21 protein-coding genes are annotated in these 23,844 nt (G+C 70.3%); 5 read left to right on the forward strand and 16 right to left on the reverse strand.

The features are described 5' to 3' along the window. Positions 1-513: 513 nt before the first annotated feature. Positions 514-1,065 carry a GNAT family N-acetyltransferase gene (locus CKO41_RS15015; protein WP_200382925.1) on the forward strand — a complete coding sequence of 184 codons (552 nt, stop codon included), beginning with the start codon at positions 514-516 and terminating at the stop codon, positions 1,063-1,065. Between the two features lie 106 nt (positions 1,066-1,171). Here the strand turns inward: CKO41_RS15015 and CKO41_RS15020 are convergent, their stop codons facing one another. Continuing rightward, a complete protein-coding gene (locus tag CKO41_RS15020; protein WP_200382926.1) occupies positions 1,172-1,912 on the reverse strand; it encodes a zinc ribbon domain-containing protein in 741 nt (246 codons plus the stop codon). A gap of 162 nt (positions 1,913-2,074) precedes the next feature. On the opposite strand from CKO41_RS15020, the gene CKO41_RS15025 reads away from it, so the two are divergent. Both CKO41_RS15025 and CKO41_RS15030 read left to right on the forward strand, forming a co-directional pair. After that, positions 2,075-2,914, forward strand: coding sequence for an HAD-IIA family hydrolase (locus tag CKO41_RS15025; RefSeq protein ID WP_200382927.1), 840 nt, complete (start codon positions 2,075-2,077; stop codon positions 2,912-2,914). 61 nt (positions 2,915-2,975) lie between these two features. Next, entirely contained in the window at positions 2,976-3,872 is an 897-nt protein-coding gene (locus CKO41_RS15030) for a DUF4405 domain-containing protein (protein WP_200382928.1), read from the forward strand. A gap of 200 nt (positions 3,873-4,072) precedes the next feature. On the opposite strand, the gene CKO41_RS15035 is transcribed toward CKO41_RS15030, so the two are convergent. The 3 genes from CKO41_RS15035 to katG all read right to left on the reverse strand — a co-directional run bounded on the left by CKO41_RS15035 (position 4,073) and on the right by katG (position 7,825). Continuing rightward, positions 4,073-4,945: a damage-control phosphatase ARMT1 family protein gene (locus CKO41_RS15035; RefSeq protein ID WP_200253144.1), complete on the reverse strand. Its 873-nt coding sequence runs from the start codon at positions 4,943-4,945 to the stop codon at positions 4,073-4,075. Continuing rightward, the gene (locus CKO41_RS15040) at positions 4,942-5,142 is read right to left on the reverse strand and encodes a paraquat-inducible protein A (RefSeq protein WP_200253142.1); all 201 of its coding nucleotides are present in this window, start codon (positions 5,140-5,142) and stop codon (positions 4,942-4,944) included. The genes CKO41_RS15035 and CKO41_RS15040 overlap by 4 nt, the downstream gene beginning before the upstream one ends. Before the next feature lie 508 nt (positions 5,143-5,650). Continuing rightward, complete coding sequence (gene katG / locus CKO41_RS15045; protein WP_200382929.1) at positions 5,651-7,825, reverse strand: catalase/peroxidase HPI; 2,175 nt, start codon at positions 7,823-7,825, stop codon at positions 5,651-5,653. A 578-nt stretch (positions 7,826-8,403) separates the two neighbouring features. Between katG and CKO41_RS15050 the strand changes: the two genes are divergently transcribed. Next, positions 8,404-8,790 (forward strand): hypothetical protein, encoded by a 387-nt coding sequence (locus tag CKO41_RS15050; RefSeq protein WP_200253138.1) that lies wholly within the window; start codon positions 8,404-8,406, stop codon positions 8,788-8,790. 395 nt (positions 8,791-9,185) lie between these two features. Here CKO41_RS15050 and CKO41_RS15055 read toward each other — a convergent pair whose 3' ends face one another. From CKO41_RS15055 to cbiE, 4 genes are all read right to left on the reverse strand, one after another. Continuing rightward, on the reverse strand, positions 9,186-11,468 hold the full coding sequence (locus CKO41_RS15055; protein WP_200382930.1) for a DUF3376 domain-containing protein: 2,283 nt from the start codon (positions 11,466-11,468) through the stop codon (positions 9,186-9,188). Positions 11,469-11,603: 135 nt separating this feature from the next. Further along, the gene (cobM, locus tag CKO41_RS15060) at positions 11,604-12,368 is read right to left on the reverse strand and encodes a precorrin-4 C(11)-methyltransferase (protein ID WP_200382931.1); all 765 of its coding nucleotides are present in this window, start codon (positions 12,366-12,368) and stop codon (positions 11,604-11,606) included. Next, the gene (locus CKO41_RS15065) at positions 12,365-12,742 is read right to left on the reverse strand and encodes a cobalamin biosynthesis protein (RefSeq protein ID WP_200382932.1); all 378 of its coding nucleotides are present in this window, start codon (positions 12,740-12,742) and stop codon (positions 12,365-12,367) included. The genes cobM and CKO41_RS15065 overlap by 4 nt, the downstream gene beginning before the upstream one ends. Further along, entirely contained in the window at positions 12,739-13,992 is a 1,254-nt protein-coding gene (gene cbiE, locus CKO41_RS15070) for a precorrin-6y C5,15-methyltransferase (decarboxylating) subunit CbiE (RefSeq protein ID WP_200382933.1), read from the reverse strand. Before cbiE ends, CKO41_RS15065 begins: the two co-directional genes overlap by 4 nt. Here cbiE and CKO41_RS15075 point away from each other — a divergent pair. Further along, a complete protein-coding gene (locus CKO41_RS15075) occupies positions 13,970-14,749 on the forward strand; it encodes a cobalt-precorrin-6A reductase (RefSeq protein WP_200382934.1) in 780 nt (259 codons plus the stop codon). The two genes, cbiE and CKO41_RS15075, sit on opposite strands and share 23 nt — an antisense overlap. Here CKO41_RS15075 and cobJ read toward each other — a convergent pair. From cobJ to CKO41_RS15115, 8 genes are all read right to left on the reverse strand, one after another. Then, entirely contained in the window at positions 14,713-15,477 is a 765-nt protein-coding gene (cobJ, locus tag CKO41_RS15080; RefSeq protein WP_200382935.1) for a precorrin-3B C(17)-methyltransferase, read from the reverse strand. The two genes, CKO41_RS15075 and cobJ, sit on opposite strands and share 37 nt — an antisense overlap. Continuing rightward, a complete protein-coding gene (locus CKO41_RS15085) occupies positions 15,474-16,220 on the reverse strand; it encodes a precorrin-2 C(20)-methyltransferase (protein ID WP_200255184.1) in 747 nt (248 codons plus the stop codon). The genes cobJ and CKO41_RS15085 overlap by 4 nt, the downstream gene beginning before the upstream one ends. Beyond that, the gene (locus tag CKO41_RS15090; RefSeq protein WP_200382936.1) at positions 16,217-16,846 is read right to left on the reverse strand and encodes a precorrin-8X methylmutase; all 630 of its coding nucleotides are present in this window, start codon (positions 16,844-16,846) and stop codon (positions 16,217-16,219) included. The genes CKO41_RS15085 and CKO41_RS15090 overlap by 4 nt, the downstream gene beginning before the upstream one ends. A gap of 709 nt (positions 16,847-17,555) precedes the next feature. After that, positions 17,556-18,962: an ATP-binding protein gene (locus CKO41_RS15095; RefSeq protein WP_200382937.1), complete on the reverse strand. Its 1,407-nt coding sequence runs from the start codon at positions 18,960-18,962 to the stop codon at positions 17,556-17,558. Continuing rightward, the gene (locus tag CKO41_RS15100; RefSeq protein WP_200382938.1) at positions 18,949-19,626 is read right to left on the reverse strand and encodes a winged helix-turn-helix domain-containing protein; all 678 of its coding nucleotides are present in this window, start codon (positions 19,624-19,626) and stop codon (positions 18,949-18,951) included. The genes CKO41_RS15095 and CKO41_RS15100 overlap by 14 nt, the downstream gene beginning before the upstream one ends. Positions 19,627-19,788: 162 nt before the next feature. Continuing rightward, on the reverse strand, positions 19,789-20,493 hold the full coding sequence (locus tag CKO41_RS15105) for a YfdX family protein (protein ID WP_200382939.1): 705 nt from the start codon (positions 20,491-20,493) through the stop codon (positions 19,789-19,791). A 396-nt stretch (positions 20,494-20,889) separates the two neighbouring features. Next, positions 20,890-21,489, reverse strand: coding sequence for a histidine phosphatase family protein (locus tag CKO41_RS15110; protein WP_200382940.1), 600 nt, complete (start codon positions 21,487-21,489; stop codon positions 20,890-20,892). A gap of 475 nt (positions 21,490-21,964) precedes the next feature. Beyond that, the gene (locus tag CKO41_RS15115; protein ID WP_338115600.1) at positions 21,965-23,665 is read right to left on the reverse strand and encodes an SBBP repeat-containing protein; all 1,701 of its coding nucleotides are present in this window, start codon (positions 23,663-23,665) and stop codon (positions 21,965-21,967) included. Positions 23,666-23,844: the final 179 nt, after the last annotated feature.

Below are 23,844 nucleotides of genomic sequence, written 5' to 3' on the forward strand. Positions count from 1 at the left end.
TGCTCGCCTCTCGCAGCGGTCGAGACGGCGGCCGCGGAGGCCCATCCCGCACGGGCGTGCCAATGACCGCGCGGCACACGCGGTCCGGTTAGCCCCGCGCGCCCAACCCCGCCCCCTCGCACGGCGCCGCGGCCCGTAGGTCGGGTTAGCCCCCCCGCGGGGGCGTAACCCGACGGCCGGCGACGCGGAGTCCGTCCAGGTCGACGTCGGGTAGCGGCGCGGCGTCCGACCCGCGCGCGCCACGTCGGGTTACGGCGCACGCAAGCCTGTCCTTTGCCAGCGACCGCCGTACCGGCGCGCCTAACCCGACCTACGGGCTGGGCTATGCTCCTGCGCTCGCTCCTTGAAGACGAACGAAAGTCCGGCGTCATCCGGTAGGTTTGTTTCCGGCAATCGCCTAAAATCACGAGTCCATCGCCCTCGGGCCCGCGCCGAGCGCCGGACCGCACTGCGTGCGATGACGAGCCCGTGCACCGCGCGCCCACCCACCGCACCCGCATCGGTCAGCCGCCCATGACAGTGGACTATCGTCGTGCGACCCCCGAGGATTCGGCCTTCATCAAAGAGGTCGTCGGGCACTCGTCGGTTCGCCGGAACAATCCGGATGCCAGGCTGTTCTGCCGCTTGCTGGACAGCTACATGGCCGGCGAGAACCGGCGCCACGGCCTGTGCCACACGCACTTTCTGGTCACGCGCAACGGCCTGGCCGTCGGCCATATCGCCGAGTACCTCCCCGACCGCGAGACCCGGGCGGGCCAGGTATGCTATCTCGGCTTCGACGTCCACCCCGATTATTGGGGACAGGGCATCATGAAGGCGGCGCTGCGCCGCTACATCGACGATGGACTGGACGAGCATCGATTCGACCAATTGATCTCCGAGTGCCTGACGACCAACCTGCGGTGCCGACGCCTGCTCGAGGGCCTGGGGTTCGAGCCTCGCGGCGTGGGCCTCGCCGATCAGCTGTGGAACATGTGGCGGTACAAGGGGTTCAGCCCGAAGGCCCGGTACGGCTACACCCGCGAGCCATGGCCGAGCGACTCGACGCAGGAACCGAGCGGCTAGCGACGGCTGCGCGGCCGATGCGGCAGATCGTGACCATCGGACCTGCCATCGAATCCGATGTGCGCCGCGCGACAGCTGGCGCGCGTTCGGCACCTGAAGGCCCGGCTCAGCGCCGACCGACACGCCAGCCGCGGTAGACCAGGACGGCACCCCAGGCCAAGGCCATCAGCATGATCAGCGCACCCGAGATGTGCGTGAACCAGGCCAGGGCGTGGTCCCACTGGATCAGTCCGGTCTCGGTGAGCAGATATTCCCAGTCGTGGAAGCCATAGGGGGCGGAGTGACCGAAGTTGCCGCCGATCAGCGGCAGCACCCCGGCGCGGGCGTCGTTGATATAGGGGGCGATGTCGAGGAAGTTCTCACCGAACCACCAGAGGGCGACCGAGGCCCCGAACGGATCGCGGGTCTTGAGCAAGAGCACGGCGCCGCAGATCGCCGGCATCAGGAGCTGTCCCAGGGTCCCGCCGAGGGTCATCATGAACTGGCCGAACGGGCGGAAGAACAGGTGCCCCGCCTCGTGAAACGGCAGGTTGATCAGGTGCAGGAAGGACTCGCCGGCCGCATTGGCCGAGACCGGCGCGAACATCAGCCGCCCGCCCCAGATCGCCAGCACCAGCAGCAGGAGGCCCCGGCCCCAGACGGCGACTGGATCGCCCGCCGCGGGCTCCGGGAGCAGCCACTCGCGCCAGCGGCTCCGCGCCGCCCGACGCCGATTCGGCGGGAGCGGCATGACGGCGGGTCGCCCCTCGGGGGGGTGGTATTTGTAGTACTTGGCGAAGACGATCCCACAGCGTTCGCAGATGGTGTTCTGGTCGGCCTGTTCGGCGTGGCATTTCGGGCACTGCATGGGTGCGATACCCCGGTGGTTCGGTGGTTCTCGGTGGTTCGGTGGTTCGAGCCGGTCACGACACAGTCCGCCGCGCTCGGCATCTGGCGTACAATCGCCGCATCGAGGTCCCGCCCGGGGCGGCGCCCACCGGACGGACCGAACGGCCGTCGTCGGTGAGCCATGACCAGACCTGCCCCACGCGCGATCCTGCTCGATATGGACGGGGTCCTCTATCACGGCGAGCGACCCCTGCCCGGGGCGGCGACCTTCCTCGGGCGGCTCGCGGCGACCCCCTTCGTCCTCGTCACCAACAACCCGATCCGCCCACCCGCGGAGATCGCCGGGCGGCTGGCGGCGATGGGCCTACCGTGCCCGGACCCGACGGCGATCCTGACCTCGGCCGAGGCCACGGCCCGCTGGCTGGCGCGCACGCACCCGGGCTTCCGCTTCTTCGCCGTCGGCGCCCCGGGCCTGCATGCCGCGCTCGGCCAGGTCGGCTTCGAGGACCCGCAACGTGCCGACTTCGTCGTCATCGGCGAGGGGCCAGGGCTCGACTTCGAGCAACTGACGATCGGCATCAACCTGATCTTGCAACGCGGCGCCCGCCTGATCGCGACCAATCCGGACACGACCGTCGATGCCGTACGCGACGGCCATCACCTGATCCTGCCCGGCGGCGGCGCCCTGGTCGCCCCATTCGCCGCCGCCACGGGCGTAACGCCGACCGTCATCGGCAAGCCCGAGCCGCTGCTCTACGAGATGGCCCTCGAACGGCTCGGCTGCCCGGCCGGCGCCTGCCTGATGATCGGCGACCGCCCGGACACCGACATCGCCGGCGCCGCACGGCTCGGGATGTGGACGGCCCTGGTACGCACCGGGCGCTTTGCACCGGGCGCGCCTTGGCCCACCGAAATCCCAGTGCCGGATTGGGACCTGGTCGACCTCGCCGCCCTGACCAGGGCGCTGGAGGCGACCTGTCCCGACCTGCTCGCCGGCAAGGCGCCGGGCGCACCCGGGTAGGCAGGCACCGCGCGGCGCGAACATGATCGGGCACAGCGCAAGCCACCGCACGCACGCATCCATGACGACCCCACGCCGCCGCCTCTCGCTGCGCTCCGTGATCGCCTTCCTCGTCACCTGGTCCTTCCTGGTGCTGACGGACACGGGCCTGGTCCTCTATGTCCTGCCGCACGGCCGGGTCGCCTACTGGACCCACTGGTCGCTCCTCGGCCTCGACAAGGACCAGTGGGCCGGCGTCCACATGATGTTCGGCGGCCTCTTCATCGTCACGGGGGCGCTGCACCTCTATTTCAACTGGAAGCCCTTCACGCGCTACCTGGCCGAGCGCATCGGCGCGCACATGCGCCCGAGCCGCGAACTCTTCGCGTCGCTCGGTCTCGCGCTGGCCATCCTCGTGCTCGCGATCCGCGACCTGCCCCCGGTCAGCTGGGTCTTCGATCTGAACGCGACGCTGAAGGCGGCCTGGGTCACCGACCCGACCCTGGAACCGCCCTACGGGCACGCCGAGGAGTCGACGCTCGCCGGGCTCGCCCGCCGTTTGCGCCTGGATCTGCCGAAGGCCGAGGCGGCCCTGGACGCGGCGGGCCTGGCCGTGCGCGGCCCGCAGGACACACTCGAGCAGATCGCCCGGCGCAACGCGACGACCCCGATGGCCGTCTACGCCCTGATCCGCGACCTGGAGATCCCCGAGCCGCCGCGCACCGGGCCGCCGACACCCGAGGAGGTCGAGGCCCGCTGGGCGGGCACCGGGCTCGGCCAACTGACCCTCGCCGAGGTCGCCGCGCGCGTGGGCCTCGGCACCGACGAGGCCCTCGCCCGCCTCGCCGCGGACGGGATCGCCGCCCGCCCCGGCGAGCGGCTACGCCCCCTCGCCGAGCGCGCCGGGGTCACGCCGATCGACCTGCTCAAGGCGATGCTGGTCCCGGGCTTCGAGCCCCCGCTCCCCGCCGGCGACTGACACGAGCCACCTTGGCACCAGCGCCCGACGGCGCGGCACCCCCAACGGCTTGCGCGACGGTGAGAGGCCGCTCGCGGGCGGTCGACGCTGTCGGCCGACGGCGAATCGCCGGCAAGCCGGGTCCGACAGAGACGGGGTCGTCCTGGTCGCGCCACCGCCCCGGCCATGGGCCGACATCGAGGCCGGCCGCTGCCGCGACCCTACCCGACCGAGCCACCGACGGTGCGTAACCGGTCGCTCGCCTCGATGATGACGCTGCCGGGCGCGACACCGATGTCCTCGGCGATGACGGTGCACTTGGCTTGCAGCAGGAAACAGATGGGGGCGTCGACGCCGCTCAGCGTCTCGTAGTTCGCCTGGCCTTTGGCGATGATCAGCGAGGCACGCTCGAAGCGCCCGCGAAAGTCCGGCGAGCACAGGGCGAGCGGGGCTCCCATCGCATCGCAGCCGGTGTCGATCAGTTCGGCGACCTGATCCAGGCCCGCGGCGATCGCCTCCTCGCGGGTCGCGTCGTTGAGCACGGGACCGGCCTTTACGGCATAGCGCACCGGCACGGGCAGGCGCTCGATCAGGACCCGATCGAATACCGTCTCGCCGGCATTGTCGGCCAGGTACAGGACCGCATCGACCCGTTGCAGCGCTTGGCGCAGCGCCGGGAAGGCGTCGATGGCCGGCGTGGCGTGCAGCACGCGCTCCAGGGTCGCCTCCAGGTCGAAGGACTCGGCGACGCCATAGTCGATGATGTTGCCGGCGATCGCGATGCGCACCGCGGTCTCGAGCGGGTCGGCGGCGGCGTCGACCCGCGCGCGGAGGGTCGGCAACAAGGCCATGGCCCGCGCGGTCGCCTCTCGCTTGGCCGCGCGATACGGATCGGATACCTGCGTGCGCTCGCGCACCAGCCGATGGATGCGCTCGCCCATCTCCGGCGGCGTCGCATCCGCCGCGAGCGTTCGCAGCTCGGCCATGGTCTCCACGAGGACCGCACGCTGCAATCCGGGCGGCGCACCAGCTCGGCGGGCCGCGCTCAGCGCTTGGCGCAGAAAGCACGGCCAGCAGTCGAGATAGACCCTCATCGCCTCTCCGCCTGGCCGGTGCGCCGTTCTTGCAGCAGCTTGTCGTGGAAGGAGCCCTCGCGCAGGAGCTTGGCGCCGCACTGCGGGCAGCGTTCGTCCTGGCAGGGCACGCCGCGCCGATGGGCGGCGCGGTAGTCGCATTTGGGACAGAGGCACATGCCGCCGGCCCCCATGTCGTGTCGCCGTTGCTGGGGCATGATCGGGTCTCCCGTCGCCTGTTTCCGATCGGTTCGGTAGGAATTATCCGCCGGCGGGAGTCGGGGCGCATTGATATGTTTGGATCCCGCGGCGGCGGTCTCGCATCGACGCATTGCCGATCGAGGCTTCCGGCATCGCGGGACCGGTCCGCATCGCGCTGATCGCCGGGCTCGATCGGATCGCACCCTGACCGCGACGACGATCGGCAATGGCTCGAATAAGACCGGCGCGATCGTCGGATGGCCGCGGCGCACCCCGAGGCGAGAGAGCTGGATCAGAGTCAGCCCCGATGTCGCCCAGAATCCGATAGGCGACCGAGTAACGCGCTGGCTTGGGACGAGCCGATACCGGCGGGTCGGGGAAGGACCCGGTGGGCGATGCCCGCGGGGCGGCCTGAGAACTGGTGGACGACGCGACCGCCGAGGTCGGTGCCGAGCGAACCCGGCACCGACCTCGGCAGCGGCGGCAGCGCCTCGCGCGGCGGAACCGCGGGAGGCGCGCCACGGCTCAGGGCAGATCGAAGCGATCGGCGTTCATGACCTTCGTCCAGGCGGCGACGAAGTCCTGAACGAACTTCTCCCTGTTGTCGTCCTGGGCATAGACCTCGGCGTAGGCGCGCAGGATCGAGTTGGATCCGAACACGAGGTCGACCCGGGTCGCCGTCCACTTGACCGCACCGCTCTTGCGATCACGGACCTCGTAGAGGTCGTTGCCCACCGGCACCCAGGTGCAGGCCATGTCCGTCAGATTGACGAAGAAGTCGTTCGTCAGGACGCCCTCGCGATCGGTGAACACGCCATGCTTGGTGCCACCGTGATTGGTGCCCAGGACCCGCATCCCCCCGACGAGAACCGTCATCTCAGGGGCGGTCAGGCCCAGCAACTGCGTACGGTCGAGCATCAGCTCCTCGGCCTTGACGGCATAGTCCTTCTTCAGCCAGTTGCGATACCCATCGTGGATCGGCTCCAGCGGCGCGAACGAGTCGGCATCGGTCATCTCGTCGGTGGCATCGCCGCGCCCCGGTGCGAAGGGGACGCGGACGTCGACGCCGGCCGCCTTCGCCGCCTGCTCGATCCCGACATTGCCGGCGAGGACGATGACGTCGGCGACGCTAGCGCCGGTCTCGGCCGCGATGCGCTCGAGGACCCCGAGGACCCTGGCCAGACGCGCCGGTTCGTTACCCTCCCAATCCTTCTGCGGCGCCAGCCGGAGGCGGGCCCCATTGGCGCCGCCGCGCATGTCCGAGCCCCGGAAGGTGCGGGCGCTGTCCCAAGCGGTGGCGACCATCTCGCCGATGGACAGGCCGCTGGCGGCGATCTCGGCCTTGACGGCCTCGACGTCGTAGTCGGTGCGACCGGCGGGCACCGGATCCTGCCAGATCAGGTCTTCCTGCGGCACCCAGGGACCGATGTAGCGCGCCTTGGGCCCCATGTCGCGATGCGTGAGCTTGAACCAGGCCCGCGCGAAGACCTCCGAGAGGTAGTCGGGGTCCTTGTAGAAGCGCTCGGAGATCTCCCGGTACGCCGGGTCCATCTTCATGGCCATGTCGGCGTCGGTCATGATGGGGTCATAGCGGATCGACGGGTCTTCGACGTCGACCGGCTTGTCTTCCTCCTTGATGTCGACGGGCTGCCACTGCCAGGCGCCGGCCGGGCTCTTCTTCAGTTCCCACTCATGTTCGAGCAGCATCCGGAAGTAGCCGTTGTCCCAACGGGTGGGGTGGGTCGTCCAAGCGCCTTCGATGCCGCTCGTGACCGTGTCGCGGCCGACGCCCCGGGTCGTCTTGTTGAACCAGCCCAGGCCCTGATCTTCGACGCCGGCCGCCTCGGGTTCCGGGCCGAGGAGCTTGGCGTCGCCATTGCCGTGGCATTTGCCGACCGTGTGACCGCCGGCGGTCAGGGCGACGGTCTCCTCGTCGTTCATCGCCATGCGGGCGAAGGTTTCCCGTACGTCCCTGGCCGTGCGCAGCGGATCGGGATTGCCGTCGACCCCTTCGGGGTTGACGTAGATCAAGCCCATCATCACGGCCGCCAGGGGGTTATCCAAGTCGCGCTCGCCGGAGTAGCGGCTGTCGGGGTTGTCGCTGGGCGCCAGCCACTCCTTTTCCGATCCCCAATAGGTATCCTTCTCCGGGTGCCAGATGTCCGCGCGGCCGAACGCGAACCCGAAGGTCTTCAGGCCCATCGACTCGTACGCCACCGTGCCGGCGAGGATGATCAGGTCGGCCCAGCTGATCCTGTTGCCGTATTTCTTCTTGATCGGCCAGAGCAGGCGACGTGCCTTGTCCAGGTTCACGTTGTCGGGCCAGCTGTTGATCGGGGCGAACCGCTGGTTGCCCGTGCCACCGCCGCCCCGGCCGTCGGCGATGCGGTAGGTCCCAGCCGCATGCCAGGCCATGCGGATCATCAGGCCGCCGTAATGGCCCCAGTCCGCCGGCCACCAGGCCTGACTGTCGGTCATCAGGGCGCGCAGGTCCTTCTTGAGCGCCTCGAAATCCAGCTTCTTGACCTCCTCCCGATAATCGAAGCCCGCCCCCATCGGGTTGGTCTTGGTGTCGTGTTGATGCAGGATGTCCAGATTCAGCGCATTCGGCCACCAATCCATATTGGACTTGCCGGCGGCCGTATTCCCGCCATGCATGACCGGACATTTGCCGGCGGCCGTCGTCACGTTCTCAGTCATAAACACCTCCGTTTTCGACCAAGTGAGGGAGGCTCGTTGGCCTCGCGATACCGACCCAATCACGCCACGAGCGTACGCATGGACAGGGTCGGAAACCAATCGTTTCGCCGGATCGGAACAATCGCGTTAGACGATCGAAATTTTTCATTCAATCGAAAATCTCTATGAACTCATGCCCGCACCCGGGCACGCCCCGTAGAAAGATTGCCCGATGGCACTGCCTCGACATCCCCCTGGTGTCGACGCCGAGGCCCGAGCGCTCGGTATCACCGACCGGCCCCGCCGCACGCCGCCCGCGGCCGGCGGATGGATTCCGAACAGCGGGAGGATGCACACGAGACGTACCAGCGGGGCCTGCCCGCTCGCCTCGCCCGCTCGCCTCGGCAGCGGGGATTCGCCAGCGCGTCCCGCCGAGGATCGACCGGCAGGCGTTCGAACCATCCCGAACGACGGCCCGAGAGCGGATCGGTCCTAGACGCCGGCGCAACCTGCTTGCATGTCCCCTGCTTTTGGATGGACAATCCCAAGGCGCTTACCAGGCGCTACGGCAGCAACCTCAATCCTTGAAGGAGGCCACGATGAAATTGCCCTACGCAGCAACTGTGAGCAGCTTGGTTCTGGGTATGGCGCTGGCGATGCCGGCGTCCGCCGGGGCGCCCGGCGAGAAGTTCGAATACACGACCCAGTTCGCCCCGTCGCGCTACGCCGTCCCGGCGCCGGGCCAGAACTTCAGCTACACGACCCAGCTCTCCGAGGCGGCGATCGAGTCGCTCAAGGCGCAGTGGCTCGATCCGAAGCCTGACACCGGCGCCCACGATATCTTCGAGAAGGAGTACCAGCCGGGCTACCGCGAGTACCTCGATGCCTATCTGCCCGACAACCCGCTGCCGACCCCGATCTCCGAAGGCACCTATCAGGAAGCCTTCATGTGGGTCGACGGCTACCGGGTGCCGCGGGAGCAGTAATCCCACGGGCTGCCCGATCGCGTAGTTCCAGACCTGCAAACGCGAGCGCGACCCCTCCGAACGGACGCGGATCGGTCGGCAATCGCAGCGAAAGCTCGGTCGGTCATACCCGCTCGCATCCCGCCCTCCGAGCCGACCGACGGTCTTTCCGGAGCGGGGGCAGTGACAACCGACACAGGTTCGGGTCCGCCCCCCTCCGCCCACGGGGAGATGTCGACCGCAGCGCATCCCCCCTTACCAAAGCGCAGAGCTGATCCATTCCAAGGACGGAATCGATCAGTGCCTGGCCGCCACCGCACCCCCGCCTCCTTCGCCGCGACCACCGAGCACTAGCGCCGACCCGCCGGCCATCCTCGCCGGCACACTGGGTCGACCGCGCGGTCGACCCGCAGGCCTCAACGCGACAGCATGTACAGGATGAGCACGAAGGCGGCGATTGCCAGCCAGCCGATGACCCAGACGAAACGTTTGATGAAGGTCTGGGTGCTGTCGCCCGCGTCCGGCACCCGGAGACGGAACGAGCGTTCCGTGATCAACAGCAGCCCGCCGACGACGCCCAAGAGCGGCGACAACAGGTTCCGCAGGACCCGGTAGAAGGGCCTGTCCTGGTTCATGCGCAGGATCCGGCGCACCGAATCGAGGAGCTGGCGCACGATGGGGCCGACCCGGGAGCCCGGCAGCGCGCCCGGGTCCATCGCGTCGGCGGCGAGCAGGGGCGCCGGTTTGTCGGCGTCGCTCGCGAAGCCGCCCGCCGGGAACTCGAGCGTCGCGAGCCGCCTCAGCGCCTCGCACTCGGGCGACTCCGCCGCCCGGTCGCGTTCGGATGGGTCCGCCTTCAGCCGGTCGATGACACCGGCGTCGCGCCCGTTCGACCAGGCCAGATAGCGATCGAAGGCCGCCCCCTCGGGGATCAGCCCATGGCGCCGTAGCTGCACCCGCATGGCCAGGCGACCGACCAAGAAGTCGTTGATGCGCCAAGACTTATCGAAAAAGCCACCGAAGGACCCGAGGGTCCCACCGGCCAGGGGCCGGACCGAGGCGAGATCCGTGCCCTCGGCGTAGATGTCGAAGGGCGTGATGCGCCGGACCGAGAGGTTCGGGGTCCGGCGGATGCCGGCCAGGCTCTCGAGGACCTGCATGGCTTGGGCATACGCCCTGAAGCAGGCCCTGATCTCGCCCTGGCAGTGGGTGGCGGCGGCCAGGTCGAGCCCTTGCAGATCGGCGGCCTCCAGGAGTTGCCGCGCCAGCCCCTCGCGCTCGCCGCGCAGCTGCTCGGCCGCGCCGTCGAGGGCCTCGAAGACCTCCCGCACGAGCCCTTGCAGCTCCTCCGACAGCTGGGTCCCGGCCCGAGGTCCGTGCCGGAAGTGGTCGTGCCAGAGGCGGTACTTGAGCTGGCGGAAGCGCTTGTCGGTCTCGCGCAGGCCACGCAGCGCCGCGTAGTAACCCTTCCAACCCGGGGCGGTGTCGATCGCGAACTTGATCTGCGCGGCGCGCGCCTCAGTCAAGTCTGTCGTATCCACCATGTGGTCGACGAACTCGTGCAGGCGCGCGCGCAGCGCGAAGCGCTCCTGCCGACCGACCCGGTCCCAGGCGGCCTGGACCTCGGGACCGACCGCCTTCTCCACCATCTGCCACAGGCCCCAGGCCTCCGGGTTGAATCGGCGCTGCACGACCTGCGGGTAGGCCCGCAGCAGATCGGCACGCCACGCCGGGCTCTCGAACGCCTGCCGCGACAAGGGGTCCAGGATGGCCAGGTCGTCGTACATGCCGCGCACACGCGCCAGGTCGTTGAAGATCGAGTCCGAGCGGGCGACGGGGCCGATCTTCGAATAGACCCCCCAGGGGTCGATGCGGCGATCGGCGGCATCCCCCGCCCCATAGCTCGGTGGCACCCAGGTCTCGTTGGGGTCGATGAAGAAGAACAGGCGCTGCGGCGCCGGCTTCTCGGCGATCGCGTCGAGGGCGCGGCCGAGCGGGCGGTTGTCCATGACCCCGCCGTCGACATAGACGAAGCGGGTCCGCTCGGGCTCCGGCTTGCCCTCATCGATCTCGGTGCTCGCCTTGAGGGCCGGCGGGAAGGCGACCGGGAACCCCGCCGTGATGACCGCGGCATCGACGAAACGCTGCCGCTGGGCCGGGTCGGTCACGTCGTCGAACCTGAACCCTTCGTACTCGACGTGACGGGTCGTCGGGAAGACGGGGGCGCCCGGGTCATCGGTCAGCGCCACCGGCTCGCGCAGGCCGCTCAGATTCGTCAGCGTCAGGTAGGCGTCGAGATCGTCCTCCAGGCGCTGCTCGCCCCCCTCTTCGGCGGCCAGCTTCAAGACATCCTCGGCGCACTCGCGCAGGCGCTGATTGTCGAGCAGGCCCTGCTGGTCGAAGGCCGCCGTGGGCAGCAATTTCCGGATGTCGGCGTCATTGGCCCAGATCTTGAGCATCTCCGCCAGCACCGCCTCGGTGTTCGTGCCGGCCAGGGCCGCGGCCATCTGCACCGCCGCGAGCCCGCCGGCCGAGGTGCCGGTGATCACATCGACATGGATCTCGGGCACGCCGTCGGGTTTGTCTTCGGTGCGGCTGAACTGCACCGCCCGCACCAACTCGTAGGCGATGCCGGCCTCGAAGACCGCGAGCGAGATGCCGCCGTAGAAGGTCAGCCCCAGATGGACTTGCGCGCTCATCGTCGTTCCCCCTGTGTTCGATCGGTTACGACCCGCCGTTCGGACCTCGCGCGAGGCCCGCACGAGCCTCCACTGAGCTTAGCCCACCGGGGCGGGTCCAACCGATCGGCGAGGACGGCGGCGCGCCGGGCCCGCTCAGTCCGGGGCGCCGGAGCGGTAGCGGCGGTGGTAGTCCGGGTCGTAGAGGGCGCTCTCGCGAAAGTCCGCGGCCGCCAGCGCCGGCCCGACCAGGATCAGGGTCGTGCGCTCCTGGGGGCGGGCGCGGAAGGTCGTGACGATGTCGGCGAGGGTGCCGCGCAGCACGACCTCGTCGGCATGCGTCGCGCGGGCGACGATCGCGACCGGGCAGTCGGCGCCGTAGAAGGGGGTCAGGGTCGCGACGATCTCCTCCAGGCGGTGGATCGCCAGGTGGATCGCGAGCGTCGCGCGGCTGCGGGCGAAGGTCTCCAGCGTCTCGCTCGGTGGCATCGGCGAGGCGCGCCCGGAGACGCGGGTCAGCACCAGGCTCTGGGCGACCGCGGGCACCGTGAGCTCGCAGCCGATGGCGGCGGCGGCCGCGGCGAAGGCCGGGACGCCAGGGGTCAGGGTGTAGGGGATGGCGAGGCGGCGCAGCCGGCGGATCTGCTCGGCGACGGCGCTCCAGATCGACAGATCCCCTGAGTGCAGGCGGGCGACGTCGAGCCCGGCGGCGTGGGCGGCGCGGTACTCGGCCTCGATCGCGTCGAGGTCGAGGGGTGCGGTATCGACCAGGCGGGCCCCGGGCGGACAGTAGGCGAGCAGCTCGGGCGGGACGATCGAGCCGGCGTAGAGGCACACCGGGCAGCGCGCGAGGAGATCCCGGCCGCGCACCGTGATGAGGTCGGCGGCGCCCGGGCCGGCGCCGATGAAGTGGACGGTCATGGCTCCTCCTCGCGGGCCAGCGCGCAGGTCGCGAGCCCGTTGCTGATGCGTGGCAGGATCAGGGTGCCGCGCGGGGCGGTGGCGGCGAGCGCCGCGGCCTCGGCGACCGAGGCCTGCCCGACCGCCGCCAGCACGCGCGCCGAGCGGGTCGGACAGGCGGCGGCGACGGCCGCGAGCGCCGCCGACTCGATCGCGAGTAACGGCAGGCCGAGTTGCCGCGCGGCGGCGACGAGCCCCGGCTCGTCGCGCTTGAAGGCCGCAGTCGCGAGCGCATCGAGCCGGCCGCCGCCGACCCGGGCCAGCGCCTCGGCGATCAGCGCCAGCACGGCCCCCGCCGGGCAGCCGGCGCGGCAGCCGAGACCGGCGACGGTCACGGCTTGACCCCGGCCCAGTGGAGGATCGGCAGCGCCGGGCGCAGCGCATGCAGACCCCCGAGCGGCCCGGGCCGCTCCAGCGACAGCCGGCAGAGCTCGCCGCCGTGGTCCTGCCAGACCGAGACCAGGGCCTGCTGGGTCTCCAGTGCCACCGCATTCACGACGAGCCGCCCACCGCGCGGCAGGGCCGCCCAGCAGGCATCGATCAGGGTCCGATCGCGCGCCCCGCCGCCGATGAAGATGGCATCCGGCGGCGGCAGACTAGCGAGGGCCTCGGGCGCCCGACCGACGCGGACATCCAGGCGCGGGACGCCGAGCCGCTCGGCATTGCGCCCGGCGCGGGCGGCACGCTCGGCGTCGGCGTCGAGCGCGATCGCGCGGGTGCGCGGGTCGGCCAGCAGCCACTCGATCGCGACCGAGCCCGAGCCGCAGCCGATGTCCCAGAGGAGCGCACCGGCGAGCGGGCGCAGGCTCGACAGGGTCAGCGCGCGCACCTCGCGCTTGGTGATCTGGCCGTCGTGCTCGAACCAATCGTCCGGCAGCCCCGGGGCGCGCGGCAGCACGCGCGCCCCGGGGCCGGCCGCGACCTCGATCGCGAACAGATTGAGCGGGTCGACGTCCGTCAGGTCATAGCCCTCGGCGACGCAGGTACGCCGCCGCTCGCGCGGCCCGCCCAGGGCCTCCAGGACGGTGACGCGGCTCGCGCCGAGGCCCCAGTCGACGAGCGCTGCGCAGACCGCGCGCGGCGTCTCGCCATCGGCCGAGAGGACGAGGACCCGCGCGCCCGGCTGCAGGGCCGGGCGCAGCGTCGCGAGCGGCCGCCCGCACAGCGACACGACGGCGCAGTCCTGGAGCGCGACGCCGAGCCGGGCGGCGGCGAGCGACAGGCTCGAGGGCTGCGGCAGCACCCGCATCTCGCCCGGCGCGACGTGCCGCGCGAGGGTGGCGCCGACGCCGAACTGGAACGGATCGCCCGAGGCCAGCACGGCGACCGGCCGGCCACGGCGGGCCAGCAGCGCGGGCAGCGTCGCCGCCAGCGGCGAGGCCCAGACCCGGGTCTCACCGCGGATCAGGGCCGCGACGAGTGCCAGGTGGCGGTGGCCGCCGACGACCAGCTCGGCCCCCGAGATCAGCCCCCGCGCGACCGGGCTCAGGCCCTCGACGCCATCCTCGCCGACCCCTATGATGCTCAACCACGGCGCAGCGCGCCCGGCTTGCGGATCCGTCATGACCAGCTCACCCCTGCGCATCCTGCTGCTCGGTGGCACCACCGAGGCCATGGCGCTCGCCCGGGCGCTCGAGGGCGACGCGCGCTTCGCCCCGACCTACTCGGTCGCCGGGCGGACCCGAGCGCCACACCTGCCGGCCCTGCCCTGCCGCAGCGGCGGCTTCGGCGGCGTCGCGGGCCTGATCGCGTACCTGCACGTCGAGGCGCTCGAGCTCATCGTCGACGCGACCCATCCCTTCGCGACCGGCATGTCGGCCAACGCCGCCGCCGCGGCGCGGGCGACCGGGACGCCGCTCCTCGTCCTGTGCCGACCGCCCTGGACACCGCAGGCCGGCGACCGTTGGCACAGCGTGCCGAGCCTCGAGGCGGCGGCCGCGGCCCTCGGCGAGCGGCCGCGGCGGGTCTTCCTGACCACCGGCAAGACCGAGCTCGCGCCCTTCCTGACCGCCCCGCAACACTTCTATCTGATCCGCAGCGTCGAGCCGCCCGAACGGTTGCCGCCGCGGAGCGCCTTCCTCGCGGCGCGCGGCCCCTTCTCCTATGACGACGAGGCGGCCCTGCTGCGCGAGCATCGCATCGAGGTCCTGGTGAGCAAGAACTCCGGCGGCACCGCGACCGCCGCCAAGCTCGCGGCGGCGCGCGACAGTGGCGTCGCCGTGGTCATGGTCGAGCGCCCGCCGCGCCCACCCGGCGGCGAGGTCGTACCGGACGTGGCCGCGGCCCTGGAGCGGATCGCCGCCCATCAGGCCAGTCGCCGACCCACCGAGCGCGGCGTGTAGATCCATGGCTCGCGCCCGGGCCGGGCGATGACGCGGGTCTCGGCGGTGCCGACGACGACCAGCGTGCGCATGTCGGCCTGCTCGGCGCGCGCCTCGGCGAGCGTCGTGATCGCGACCTGCTCGTCCGCCCGGCTGATCGCCCGGGCGAAGGCCACCGGGACCTCGCCCGGCAGCAGGGCGCGCAGCCGTTCCAGGGCCTCGCCGAGCTGCCAGGGGCGGGCCTTCGACAGCGGGTTGTAGAGGGCCAGCGCGAACCCGGCGCGGGCCGTCGCCTCCAGGCGCTCCAGGACCAGGCTCCAGGGCTTGAGGTTGTCCGACAGCGACAGGACGCAGAAATCGTTGCCGAACGGCGCGCCGAGGCGGGCCGCAGCGGCCATGACCGCCGAGACGCCGGGATGGACGACGACGTCGATGTCGCGCCACCTGGGCTCGCCCCGGTCGATGACCTCGAAGACGGCCGCGGCCATGCCGAAGACGCCGGCGTCCCCGGCCGAGACGACCGCGACCGCGCGCCCGGTGGCCGCGAGCCCGAGGGCGAAGCGGGCTCGGTCGGCCTCCTCGCGGTTGTCCGAGCCGTGGCAGCGCTGATCGGGACGCACCGAGACGCGCGCCAGATAGGGACCGTAGCCGACCAGGTCGGTGGCCGCGGCCAGGGCCGCCGAGGCCCGCGGGCAGCGCAGGTCATCGGCGCCCGGCCCGAGGCCGACGATCGCCAGCTGCCCGCTCACCGCGCCCCCCGCCGCCCCGGGACCAGGACGATCGAGAAATAGGGTACGCCGCACTCCCCGCCGTGGGCCGCCAGCGGCTCGGCGCGCCCGTCCGCCATGGTGCCGCGCTCGACCAGCAGCGCCCGCTCCAGCAGGCCGGCGCGAGCGAGGGCGGCACGGATCCGCGGCAGGTTGCGCCCGACCTTCATGACGACGGCCGCGTCGGTCGCGACCAGGCGCCGCGCCAACTCGTCCTCCGGCAGGGTCCCGGGCAAGACGGTCAGGACATCGTCGCCCTGGGCGATCGGCGTCCCGGCCTGCGCCCAACAGCCGCCCATGCCGGGCACGCCGGGGACGACCTGGTTCCCAAAGCGCCCCGCCAGGCGGTCGTGCAGATACATATAGGAGCCGTAGAGGAAGGGATCGCCCTCGCAGAGGACCGCGACGTCGCGCCCCGCGGCCAGATGGTCGGCGATCCGCTCGGCGCAGGCGTCGTAGAAGGGACGCATCGCATCCGCGTAGCGCGGCTCCGAGACCGGCACCTCGGTCGTGAACGGATACTCCAGGCGCAGCTCCTGCTGCCCGCCGGGCAGGTGCGGCGCGGCGATCGTGCGGGCATGGCCGACGCGCCCGCGCTTGGCGAAGAAGGCGACGACGGGCACGGCCCGCAGGATCCGCACGGCCTTGAGCGTGACGAGCTCCGGATCGCCGGGGCCGACGCCGACGCCGTAAAGGGTCCCGGAACCAGCTTCCGCGCCGCTCATTCGCGCTCGCTCGCCAGGGCGTTGACAGCGGCCACGGCCATCGCGCTGCCGCCGCGCCGCCCGGGGACGATGATCGACGCCAAGCCGCTCGCGGCCAGCGCCTCCTTCGACTCGGCGGCACCGACGAAGCCGACCGCCATGCCGATGATCAGGGCCGGGCGCGGGGCGCCGGCATCGATCAGCTCCAGCAGGCGAAAGAGCGCGGTCGGCGCGTTGCCGATCGCGACCACCGCGCCCTCGAGCCGCTCGCCCCAAAGCTCGACGGCGGCCGCCGAGCGGGTGTTGCCGATCCGTCGGGCGAGCTCGGGCACGGTCGGATCCGCGAGCGTGCAGAGGATCGCATTGTCGGCTGGCAGCCGGGCCCGGGTGATGCCGTGCGCGACCATCTGGCTGTCGCAGAGGATCGGCCCCCCGGCGAGCAGCGCGGCCCGGCCGGCCGCCGCCGCCCCCGGCGTGAAGCGGATCTCATCGGCAATGTCGGTCATGCCGCTTGCGTGAATGACCCGCACGGCGACGCGCTCCTCCTCGGGCGTGAAGCGCGCGAGGCGCGCCTCGGCGCGGATCGTCGCGAAGGAGCGGGCATAGATGGCGGCGCCGTCGCGGATGTAGTCATAGGTTTGGGGCATCGGGGCGCGGATCCTCACAGAGGCTGCATTCAACCGAAAAGCGGCAGTTGGACGGTGCCGGAGGTGCGCCGCGCGGGGTGTCCGGCAAGGCACAAGGAGGCGCAATCGCCGAGCGATTGCAACGACTTGTAACACCGCCGGGCGCCGCGCGCGACCTGCATCGGGCGCCGCAGCGGTCTTCACCGAGCGGGTGAGCAGGGCTCACGTAAGGCATCTTCGCGATTTCAACGACTTGAATCCATGATGAAGCGGTCAACTGCCGTTCTTGGGTTCAAGATTTCGACCATGCCGCGGCGTCCCGGTGCCGAAAGGGGGCGCCCAACCGGCATCGGGCCCAGCGTAACGGCCGCGAGGATGGGCTCGCGGACCGGACTCGGGGGATGAGCGACGCCGGCGCCGCAGTCGCACCGGATCCTGATGAGGATCGCTTCGTCTGGCGCGTAGGCGGAGAAAGGGTCGTGGGCAGGACCGGCCGCGGGGGCCATCGGGGATGGAACGCTCGTCGCCTCAATGATGAAGGGGGCCAGCCGACACGCCGCCGGCAACCGGATGTAAACACCTAAGGATAGCCCAGGCCGCGCGAGCCGGGCAATCGCGAATCGCGTCGCACACGCCGACCTCGTAGCCTCTGCGCATCGCATGCCCAGCGCTGCGGCCGATACCCATCACGCGCGCCCCATACCGTCCCGTGGCGACCGCTCCACCGGGATCAGAACACCGCTGCCACGGGCTCCCCATCGGCTTGCACGCGCGGCATCGGCAAGCAGAACAACACCCGCAGTCCCGGAAGATTGTCCTCCAGGGTCACGCGCCCCCCGTGCAGGTGCGCGATGGCCCGCACCAGGCTCAGGCCGAGCCCGCTGCCGGGTGTCGCGCGGCTGTCGTCGGCGCGGAAGAACCGCCGGAAGACCTTTTCGCGCAGCGCCGCCGGGATGCCGGGCCCGGTATCGGCGACGATCACCATGGCTGTGCCCTCCTCCAGGCGCAGACGGAGGTCGATCGAGGCACCGGGCGACGCGTACTTCACGGCATTGTCGACCAGGTTCGCGAGGGCCTGGAATAGCAGGTCGCGGTCGCCCGGCACCCGAACGCCCGGCAGGGGTAGGACCGACAGCGTCAGACCCCGCTCGCCGGCGACCGGCTCGTAGAGCTCGCCCAGGTCCTCGAGGAGGGCCGAGAGGTCCACCGGACCAGACACCCCGCGGGACTGTCCGGCCTCGATGCGGGCGATGCGCAGCAAGGCATTGAAGGTTGCGAGGAGGCCGTCCACATCCGCGACCGCCTGCTCGATCACCTCCGCCCTGTGCGCCGGGTCTCCGGCGGCGGCGCGCGCCTCTTCCAGGCGATTGCGCAGGCGGGTCAGGGGGGTGCGCATGTCGTGAGCGATGTCGTCGGAGACCTGACGCACCGCGCTCATCAGCTCCTCGATGCGGGTCAGCATGCGGTTCAGATTGGCCGCGAGCTGGTCGAAGTCGTCGCCGCTGCCGTCGCGCGGGATGCGCCGCGCCAGATCCCCTTCCATGATCTCCCGGCTGGTGTCGTTGATCGCCTCGAGGCGGCGCACGATCCGTCGGCTCATCATGAGGCCACCGCCGAGGGCGAGGGCCACCGTGATGCCGAGCCCCCAGGCCAGGGCACCGAGGATGAGCGCGCGCGTCGCCTCCAGGTCGCCGACGTCGCGCCCGACCAGGAGACGCAGGCCGCGGGGCAGGACGAAGACCCGCGCCCGTGCGGGCGTGGCTTCCCGGTCGCGACCGCCCGGCGCCGCGATGCGGAAACCGACCCAACCGACCCGGTCGCCGGCGGCCTCGGGCCAGTCGTCGAGGTTGCCGACCAGGGGCGCGCCGAGCGCGTCGGTGAGCAGGTAGATCCCGTCACCGGCCTCGGCGCTACGCTCGGCGATGACGGCGGCGAGGCCGACCAGGCCGCGCAGGCGGTATTGCTCCGACAGCCCCTGGACCTCGGCCTCGATGGTGGCGTCGGTCTCGCGGTCGATGTAACCGGCTGTCGCCCAGTAGAAGAACCCGAGCAGGACGACCACCGAGCCCACCGACAGCGCCGCATGGAGGACGGCGATGCGGAAGGCGAAGCTGTGAAAGAGCCTAGCCGGTCGCACGCAGCACGTACCCGGCGCCACGCACCGTATGCAGCAGCGGGCTCGGGAAGTCCTTGTCGATCTTGGCCCGCAAGCGGCTGATGTGGACATCGATGACGTTGGTCTGGGGATCGAAGTGGTAGTCCCAGACGGCCTCGAGCAGCATGGTGCGCGTCACGACCTGGCCCGCGTGGCGCAGCAGGTATTCCAGCAGGCGAAACTCCCTGGGCTGCAAGGGAATCTCGCGACCGCCGCGGGTGACCCGGCGCCCCAGGAGGTCCATCTCCAGATCCCCGATCCGGAGACACGTCGGCTGGGCATCCCCGGAGCGACGCCGGCACAGGGCGTCGAGGCGGGCCTGCAGCTCGGCGAAGGCGAAGGGTTTGGCGAGGTAGTCGTCGCCGCCGGCGCGCAGGCCCTCGACGCGATCGTCGACCTCTCCCAGCGCGCTCAGGATCAGGGCCGGCGTATGATTGCCGGCCGCGCGCAGGGTGCGCAGGAGCGCGAGGCCCTCCAGGCCCGGGAGCATGCGATCGATGACCAGCACGTCGTAGTCCGCCACCGAGGCCTTGAGCAGCCCTTCCTTGCCATCTCGGGCGTCGTCGACCACCGCGCCCGACTCCAGCAGGGCCTTGCGCAGGTAGGAGACCAGTTGAGGATCGTCTTCGATGAGGAGGACGCGCATGAAAGGCTCGGTCGGGGTCGGCATTCTCCGACCCTGGATGGCAGGGAGCGATGGCGGCAAGTGTATCAGCCGCATCGGGACGGGATGACCAGGACGCTCGGCCCGGGTGCCATCGGGAAGTTGCGGTCGCGATGCAGCGACCGCGACCGGACTTCGTGTACCTCAACCCTTCGCCTTCGGCGGGGGTACCTCACCCACCGCATAGCTCTCGATCATGACGGCATCCTCGACCGACTTCAGGGCGAGGTTGGCCTCGTAGTACTTGCCCTCTTCGATGAGCTTGGTCGCATCGTCCACGTGGGCCTTGGCGAACTTCACGGGGATCAGCTTGGTGGTAACGGCAACGTCGATCTTGCCGAGCTTCAGGGTATCCAGGGCCTGTTTCGTCTCACCTTTGTGGATGTGCTGATTGGCCTTGGCGATGTGCTTCATCGTCTCCGGCGTCGCCGTGAAGTCTTCCGCGACCACAAGGCCGGCATCGAAGGGGACATACATGTCCTCGCCCATCGACACGTTGGTATCCAGGGCGTAGGCATTGGCGTCCTCGACCGCCGCATCCGCCCGGGCTCGGGCGGCATCGGCGAAGGTCCTGGCCTTCTCGGGCAGGCCGTTGAAGATCGCCAGCCGGGCACTGGCGACATAGCTCATTGTCAACAAGGCGTCATCGGAGACCTTGATGAAATCTTCGGCGGACTTCTTCTCGGCGGCGCCCGGTTCCGCTGCGCTGGCCGGTGCCTCATCGAGCGCCGGCGCGTTCTTGGGGGGAGCGGGGGGAGTGTAGGCGAACGCCGGCGTCATCGCGTAGCCCGCCAGCCCGGCGGAAAGGACCGCAATACTCGTGGCCAACAACAATGGCTTCATGGTCATGGTGGATCTCCTTCTCTGGCGAGTTGGTCTGCGTATCGACCGGAGCCCTCGGAGGAGCTCGTCGGGCTCCAGTTCGGGATCCATGATGCGCGCGCCGGGCTTACGGAGGCATGGAGGCTGGATTAACGATTGTCCATGAAGGAGGGCGACCACAGCGATGAGGGGCCGAACTCGATAGCGAATCGGCAGCCCCCGGATACCGGCGCAGGGCGACCGGATCGCACGGATCCTGGCGGCGGTAGTGCAAGAGTGCCGATCTTCCGAGACCGTCCCCGATCCAAGCCGACGACGATTACGACAACGCACGGCCTCGGGATTTCTGAAGTACTGCACTAGGCTCGCAAGCGCAGTGCGTGGTGGGAAGCGCGGCAGGGCCCCGCCGCGAGGGCGCCTTCATCAACGTATCCGCCGAGCGTTCACGTGCTCGACAACCGCACCGAAGCGCCCATGGCGGATCCGGCTCAGGCCGGCATAATCGATCCGCAAGCGATGCCAGGCCGACGGCGCGGCCCCGAGGGCGTGGCCGAGGATCCCCCGCGTAACCCCGGCGTGGCACACGAGCAGCAGATGGCGCCCTGGATGCAGGGCGACCAGCCGATCGAAGACCTCGCCGACCCGCTCCGCCAGGGCCTCCAGCGTTTCGCCACCGGGTGGACGATGGCGCACTGGATCTTCCCGGAAGGCCCCATAGGCGACGGGCTCGGCGGCGGCGATCTCGACCGCCCGGCGACCCTCCCAAGCGCCCATCCCGATCTCGCGCAACGCTGGCTCGACGGCCAACGGCAGGCCGTGCCGACCGGCCAACTCCGACGCGAATGGGCGGCAACGGAACATCGGCGATGAGACGATCTGGTCCCAAGGGGCCTGGTCTCCGATGGCCGCACGCATCTGCTGCCAACCGAGCGCGCTCAGCGGATGGTCGATGCCGCTGCCACGGATCATCCGCCCACCCTCGGGCTCGCCGTGGCGTATCAGATCGACGATGGTCTCCGGCATCCTGTACTTCCGAGGAATGAGAGGGACGACAGCCCGAGCACGGCGGCACGCGACGCTTGCCCGTGACATTCATCGCGAGCGAGTTCATCGCCATGGCCGGGCCGGCGCAGGCACTCCGGCACCGCCTCGCCAGCCCGGGCCGCCCAGCAGCGGGGGCGAGCGTCAGCCTCTCAGAGGTGGTACGCCCGGCGCACTACTCGATGTCTCGTCGGGGTTGGGCCGAATTGCATCCATTGCAGCGCAGCCAATCCCCGCAGACAAGGCCAAGGGAAGTGGCTGCGGGTCGGTACCCGATCGGCGGGATGCGCGGACCTCGGCCAGGACCCGCAGGGGAACATCGCGGCAGGACGGTCTTCGAGGTCGCCCGACGGTCGATACGTCCCGGCGGAGCGCCGCCACCTGCCCGGCAACTTCCTGCGTTCGGCGGGCATACCCCCCGCGAGAGCCCCGGCGCCCCCCGCCGTTGGGCGCCGGGCTAGAAGTCGATCGCCGCGAGCCGCTCAGCCGTGGCCCCGTCTTCGACATAGACCGCAAGCGCGCCGTCCGCCTCACGACGCGCAAGTACCGCCACCTCCTGAGCACCGTTGCCATTGAGGTCTGGCAGCGTCTCCGCGGCCTGAACGATGAAGTCCGCGGCAATCCAGATGCGGGTCAGAAACTGCTTGGTGAGGCTATCGCTCAGGTCCACCCGCTGGCCGCCCGTTTCGGGATTGCGCGCCAGCACGCCCACCTCGAAGGCGCCGTTGCCGTTGATGTCGGCGGTGCTCACCAGATCGAGGGGCGAAAAATTCTTGGCGAAGCCCACACCGCCCACCTGCAACCCCGTGGTGGGATCGTGGATGGCCACATTGACCACATCCGGCTTGGTCCGCAAGGTCGCCAACTCGGCGACGCCATCGCCGGTGAGATCGCCCACGCGGCGGGTCAGCTGGGCCTCGAAGCCCCCGCCTAACCACATGCTGACCAGGCGCTTGCCGGTCGCCGGATCACGCAACTCGAGGCGGTCGCTCCGTTGCGGGTCGGGATCGTCCCCGCGCATCGCGAGCGCCTGCCAGCCGTCGCCGGTGAGATCGCCCATGACGATGAGCTGGCGCGGCGCCAAATCGGCCTGGTAGACGAAACGGGTGATGCGTGCCCCGGTGGCCGCATCCCGCACCTCTACTCGGCCGCTGCCGGCGTCGCTCGCGCCCAACATCGCCAGCTCCGGTGCGCCATTGCCATTGCGGTCGGCGAGCACCGCCAGGTCCACGGGGGTGAGCTGCGGGTCGAAGGTGCTGGCCCCGAGGAGGTCGCCGGAGACCCCATCGCGGACCTGCGCCACGCCATCAGCGCCGAGCACGACCAGCTCGGGGGCGGATGTACCCCCGAAGTCGTCCATGGTCTGGAAGGCAACGGGCAAGGAGATTCCATCGACGGCGATCGTGCTGATGAGTTGACCGTGGACGTCCTTCACGGCGACCTTGGTTCCATCCCCGCTCAGCACCGCCAGGTCGGGTTGCCCGTCGCCGTCGAAGTCGTGATCGGTCCGCAGACGCGGCACCGCGAGAGCACCCGAAATCTTGGTGACAAACGCGTCGTAGAGACCGGCGAAACCCGGTTGCACGGGATTCTGGAGCGGGAAGTTCGACGACTGTGTACTGCCAGTCACGTACGCACTACCCGCGCCGTCGACGGCAAGGCCATAGGCACCATTGTAACTTTCGAAACCGAAGTACTCGGTTCCGGCTAGGAAGGTGGAGTAGACCAGCGTCGACCCTGCGGCACTGAGCTTCGAAACGAAACCGCTGTCGAACACGCTGACGGGAAGGGTCGGCTGAGGGGCATCGGGCGTGGTAGGAAAATCCCTGACGGAGAGGGTGGACCCGGCGACGTAGGCATTGCCCGCGCGGTCCACCGCGATGCGCGTGGCCCGATCCGGCAAACTGCCGCCGAGGTAGGTCGCGTAGAGGAGTGCTGAGCCTTGCGGCTGGATCTTCGCTACGAACGCGTCGTCGGAACCATCGCCGAATGCCCTGGACAGGACATCTTCAGGCGCGAAATCGGCAGATTCCGTGTCCCCGGTAACGTAAGCATTGCCCGCGTCGTCGACGGCGATGTCCGCGTCGGCGTCGGGGCCGCTGCCTCCTAGGTACGTGGAATAGGTGAGCGCGGCACCGGAAGGATCGAGCTTCGCCACGAACGCATCCGAGCTTCCACCAAGCGACGCCTTCATGGCCCCTGCGAGCGGGCAGGGCAAACGCATCAGTCATTGCTTATAGAGTGTTGCCGGGGATGCTGACTTGAACGTGCATCACCCGGTCTGGAATAGAAGTTCTGACAGGTACTTGTCATCCCAGCCCGCTTTTAGGCGTTTGT

The sequence above is a fragment of the Thiococcus pfennigii genome, from assembly GCF_016583835.1.
Taxonomy (GTDB): domain Bacteria; phylum Pseudomonadota; class Gammaproteobacteria; order Chromatiales; family Chromatiaceae; genus Thiococcus; species Thiococcus pfennigii.

Excerpts from the sequence above, each read along its gene's own strand:
- CKO41_RS15015 (WP_200382925.1), top strand. The coding sequence starts at position 514 with ATGACAGTGGACTATCGTCGTGCGACCCCCGAGGATTCGGCCTTCATC.
- CKO41_RS15020 (WP_200382926.1), bottom strand. The coding sequence starts at position 1,912 with ATGCAGTGCCCGAAATGCCACGCCGAACAGGCCGACCAGAACACCATC.
- CKO41_RS15025 (WP_200382927.1), top strand. The coding sequence starts at position 2,075 with ATGACCAGACCTGCCCCACGCGCGATCCTGCTCGATATGGACGGGGTC.
- CKO41_RS15030 (WP_200382928.1), top strand. The coding sequence starts at position 2,976 with ATGACGACCCCACGCCGCCGCCTCTCGCTGCGCTCCGTGATCGCCTTC.
- CKO41_RS15035 (WP_200253144.1), bottom strand. The coding sequence starts at position 4,945 with ATGAGGGTCTATCTCGACTGCTGGCCGTGCTTTCTGCGCCAAGCGCTG.
- CKO41_RS15040 (WP_200253142.1), bottom strand. The coding sequence starts at position 5,142 with ATGCCCCAGCAACGGCGACACGACATGGGGGCCGGCGGCATGTGCCTC.
- katG (WP_200382929.1), bottom strand. The coding sequence starts at position 7,825 with ATGACTGAGAACGTGACGACGGCCGCCGGCAAATGTCCGGTCATGCAT.
- CKO41_RS15050 (WP_200253138.1), top strand. The coding sequence starts at position 8,404 with ATGAAATTGCCCTACGCAGCAACTGTGAGCAGCTTGGTTCTGGGTATG.
- CKO41_RS15055 (WP_200382930.1), bottom strand. The coding sequence starts at position 11,468 with ATGAGCGCGCAAGTCCATCTGGGGCTGACCTTCTACGGCGGCATCTCG.
- cobM (WP_200382931.1), bottom strand. The coding sequence starts at position 12,368 with ATGACCGTCCACTTCATCGGCGCCGGCCCGGGCGCCGCCGACCTCATC.
- CKO41_RS15075 (WP_200382934.1), top strand. The coding sequence starts at position 13,970 with ATGACCAGCTCACCCCTGCGCATCCTGCTGCTCGGTGGCACCACCGAG.
- cbiE (WP_200382933.1), bottom strand. The coding sequence starts at position 13,992 with ATGCGCAGGGGTGAGCTGGTCATGACGGATCCGCAAGCCGGGCGCGCT.
- CKO41_RS15085 (WP_200255184.1), bottom strand. The coding sequence starts at position 16,220 with ATGAGCGGCGCGGAAGCTGGTTCCGGGACCCTTTACGGCGTCGGCGTC.
- CKO41_RS15090 (WP_200382936.1), bottom strand. The coding sequence starts at position 16,846 with ATGCCCCAAACCTATGACTACATCCGCGACGGCGCCGCCATCTATGCC.
- CKO41_RS15100 (WP_200382938.1), bottom strand. The coding sequence starts at position 19,626 with ATGCGCGTCCTCCTCATCGAAGACGATCCTCAACTGGTCTCCTACCTG.
- CKO41_RS15105 (WP_200382939.1), bottom strand. The coding sequence starts at position 20,493 with ATGACCATGAAGCCATTGTTGTTGGCCACGAGTATTGCGGTCCTTTCC.
- CKO41_RS15110 (WP_200382940.1), bottom strand. The coding sequence starts at position 21,489 with ATGCCGGAGACCATCGTCGATCTGATACGCCACGGCGAGCCCGAGGGT.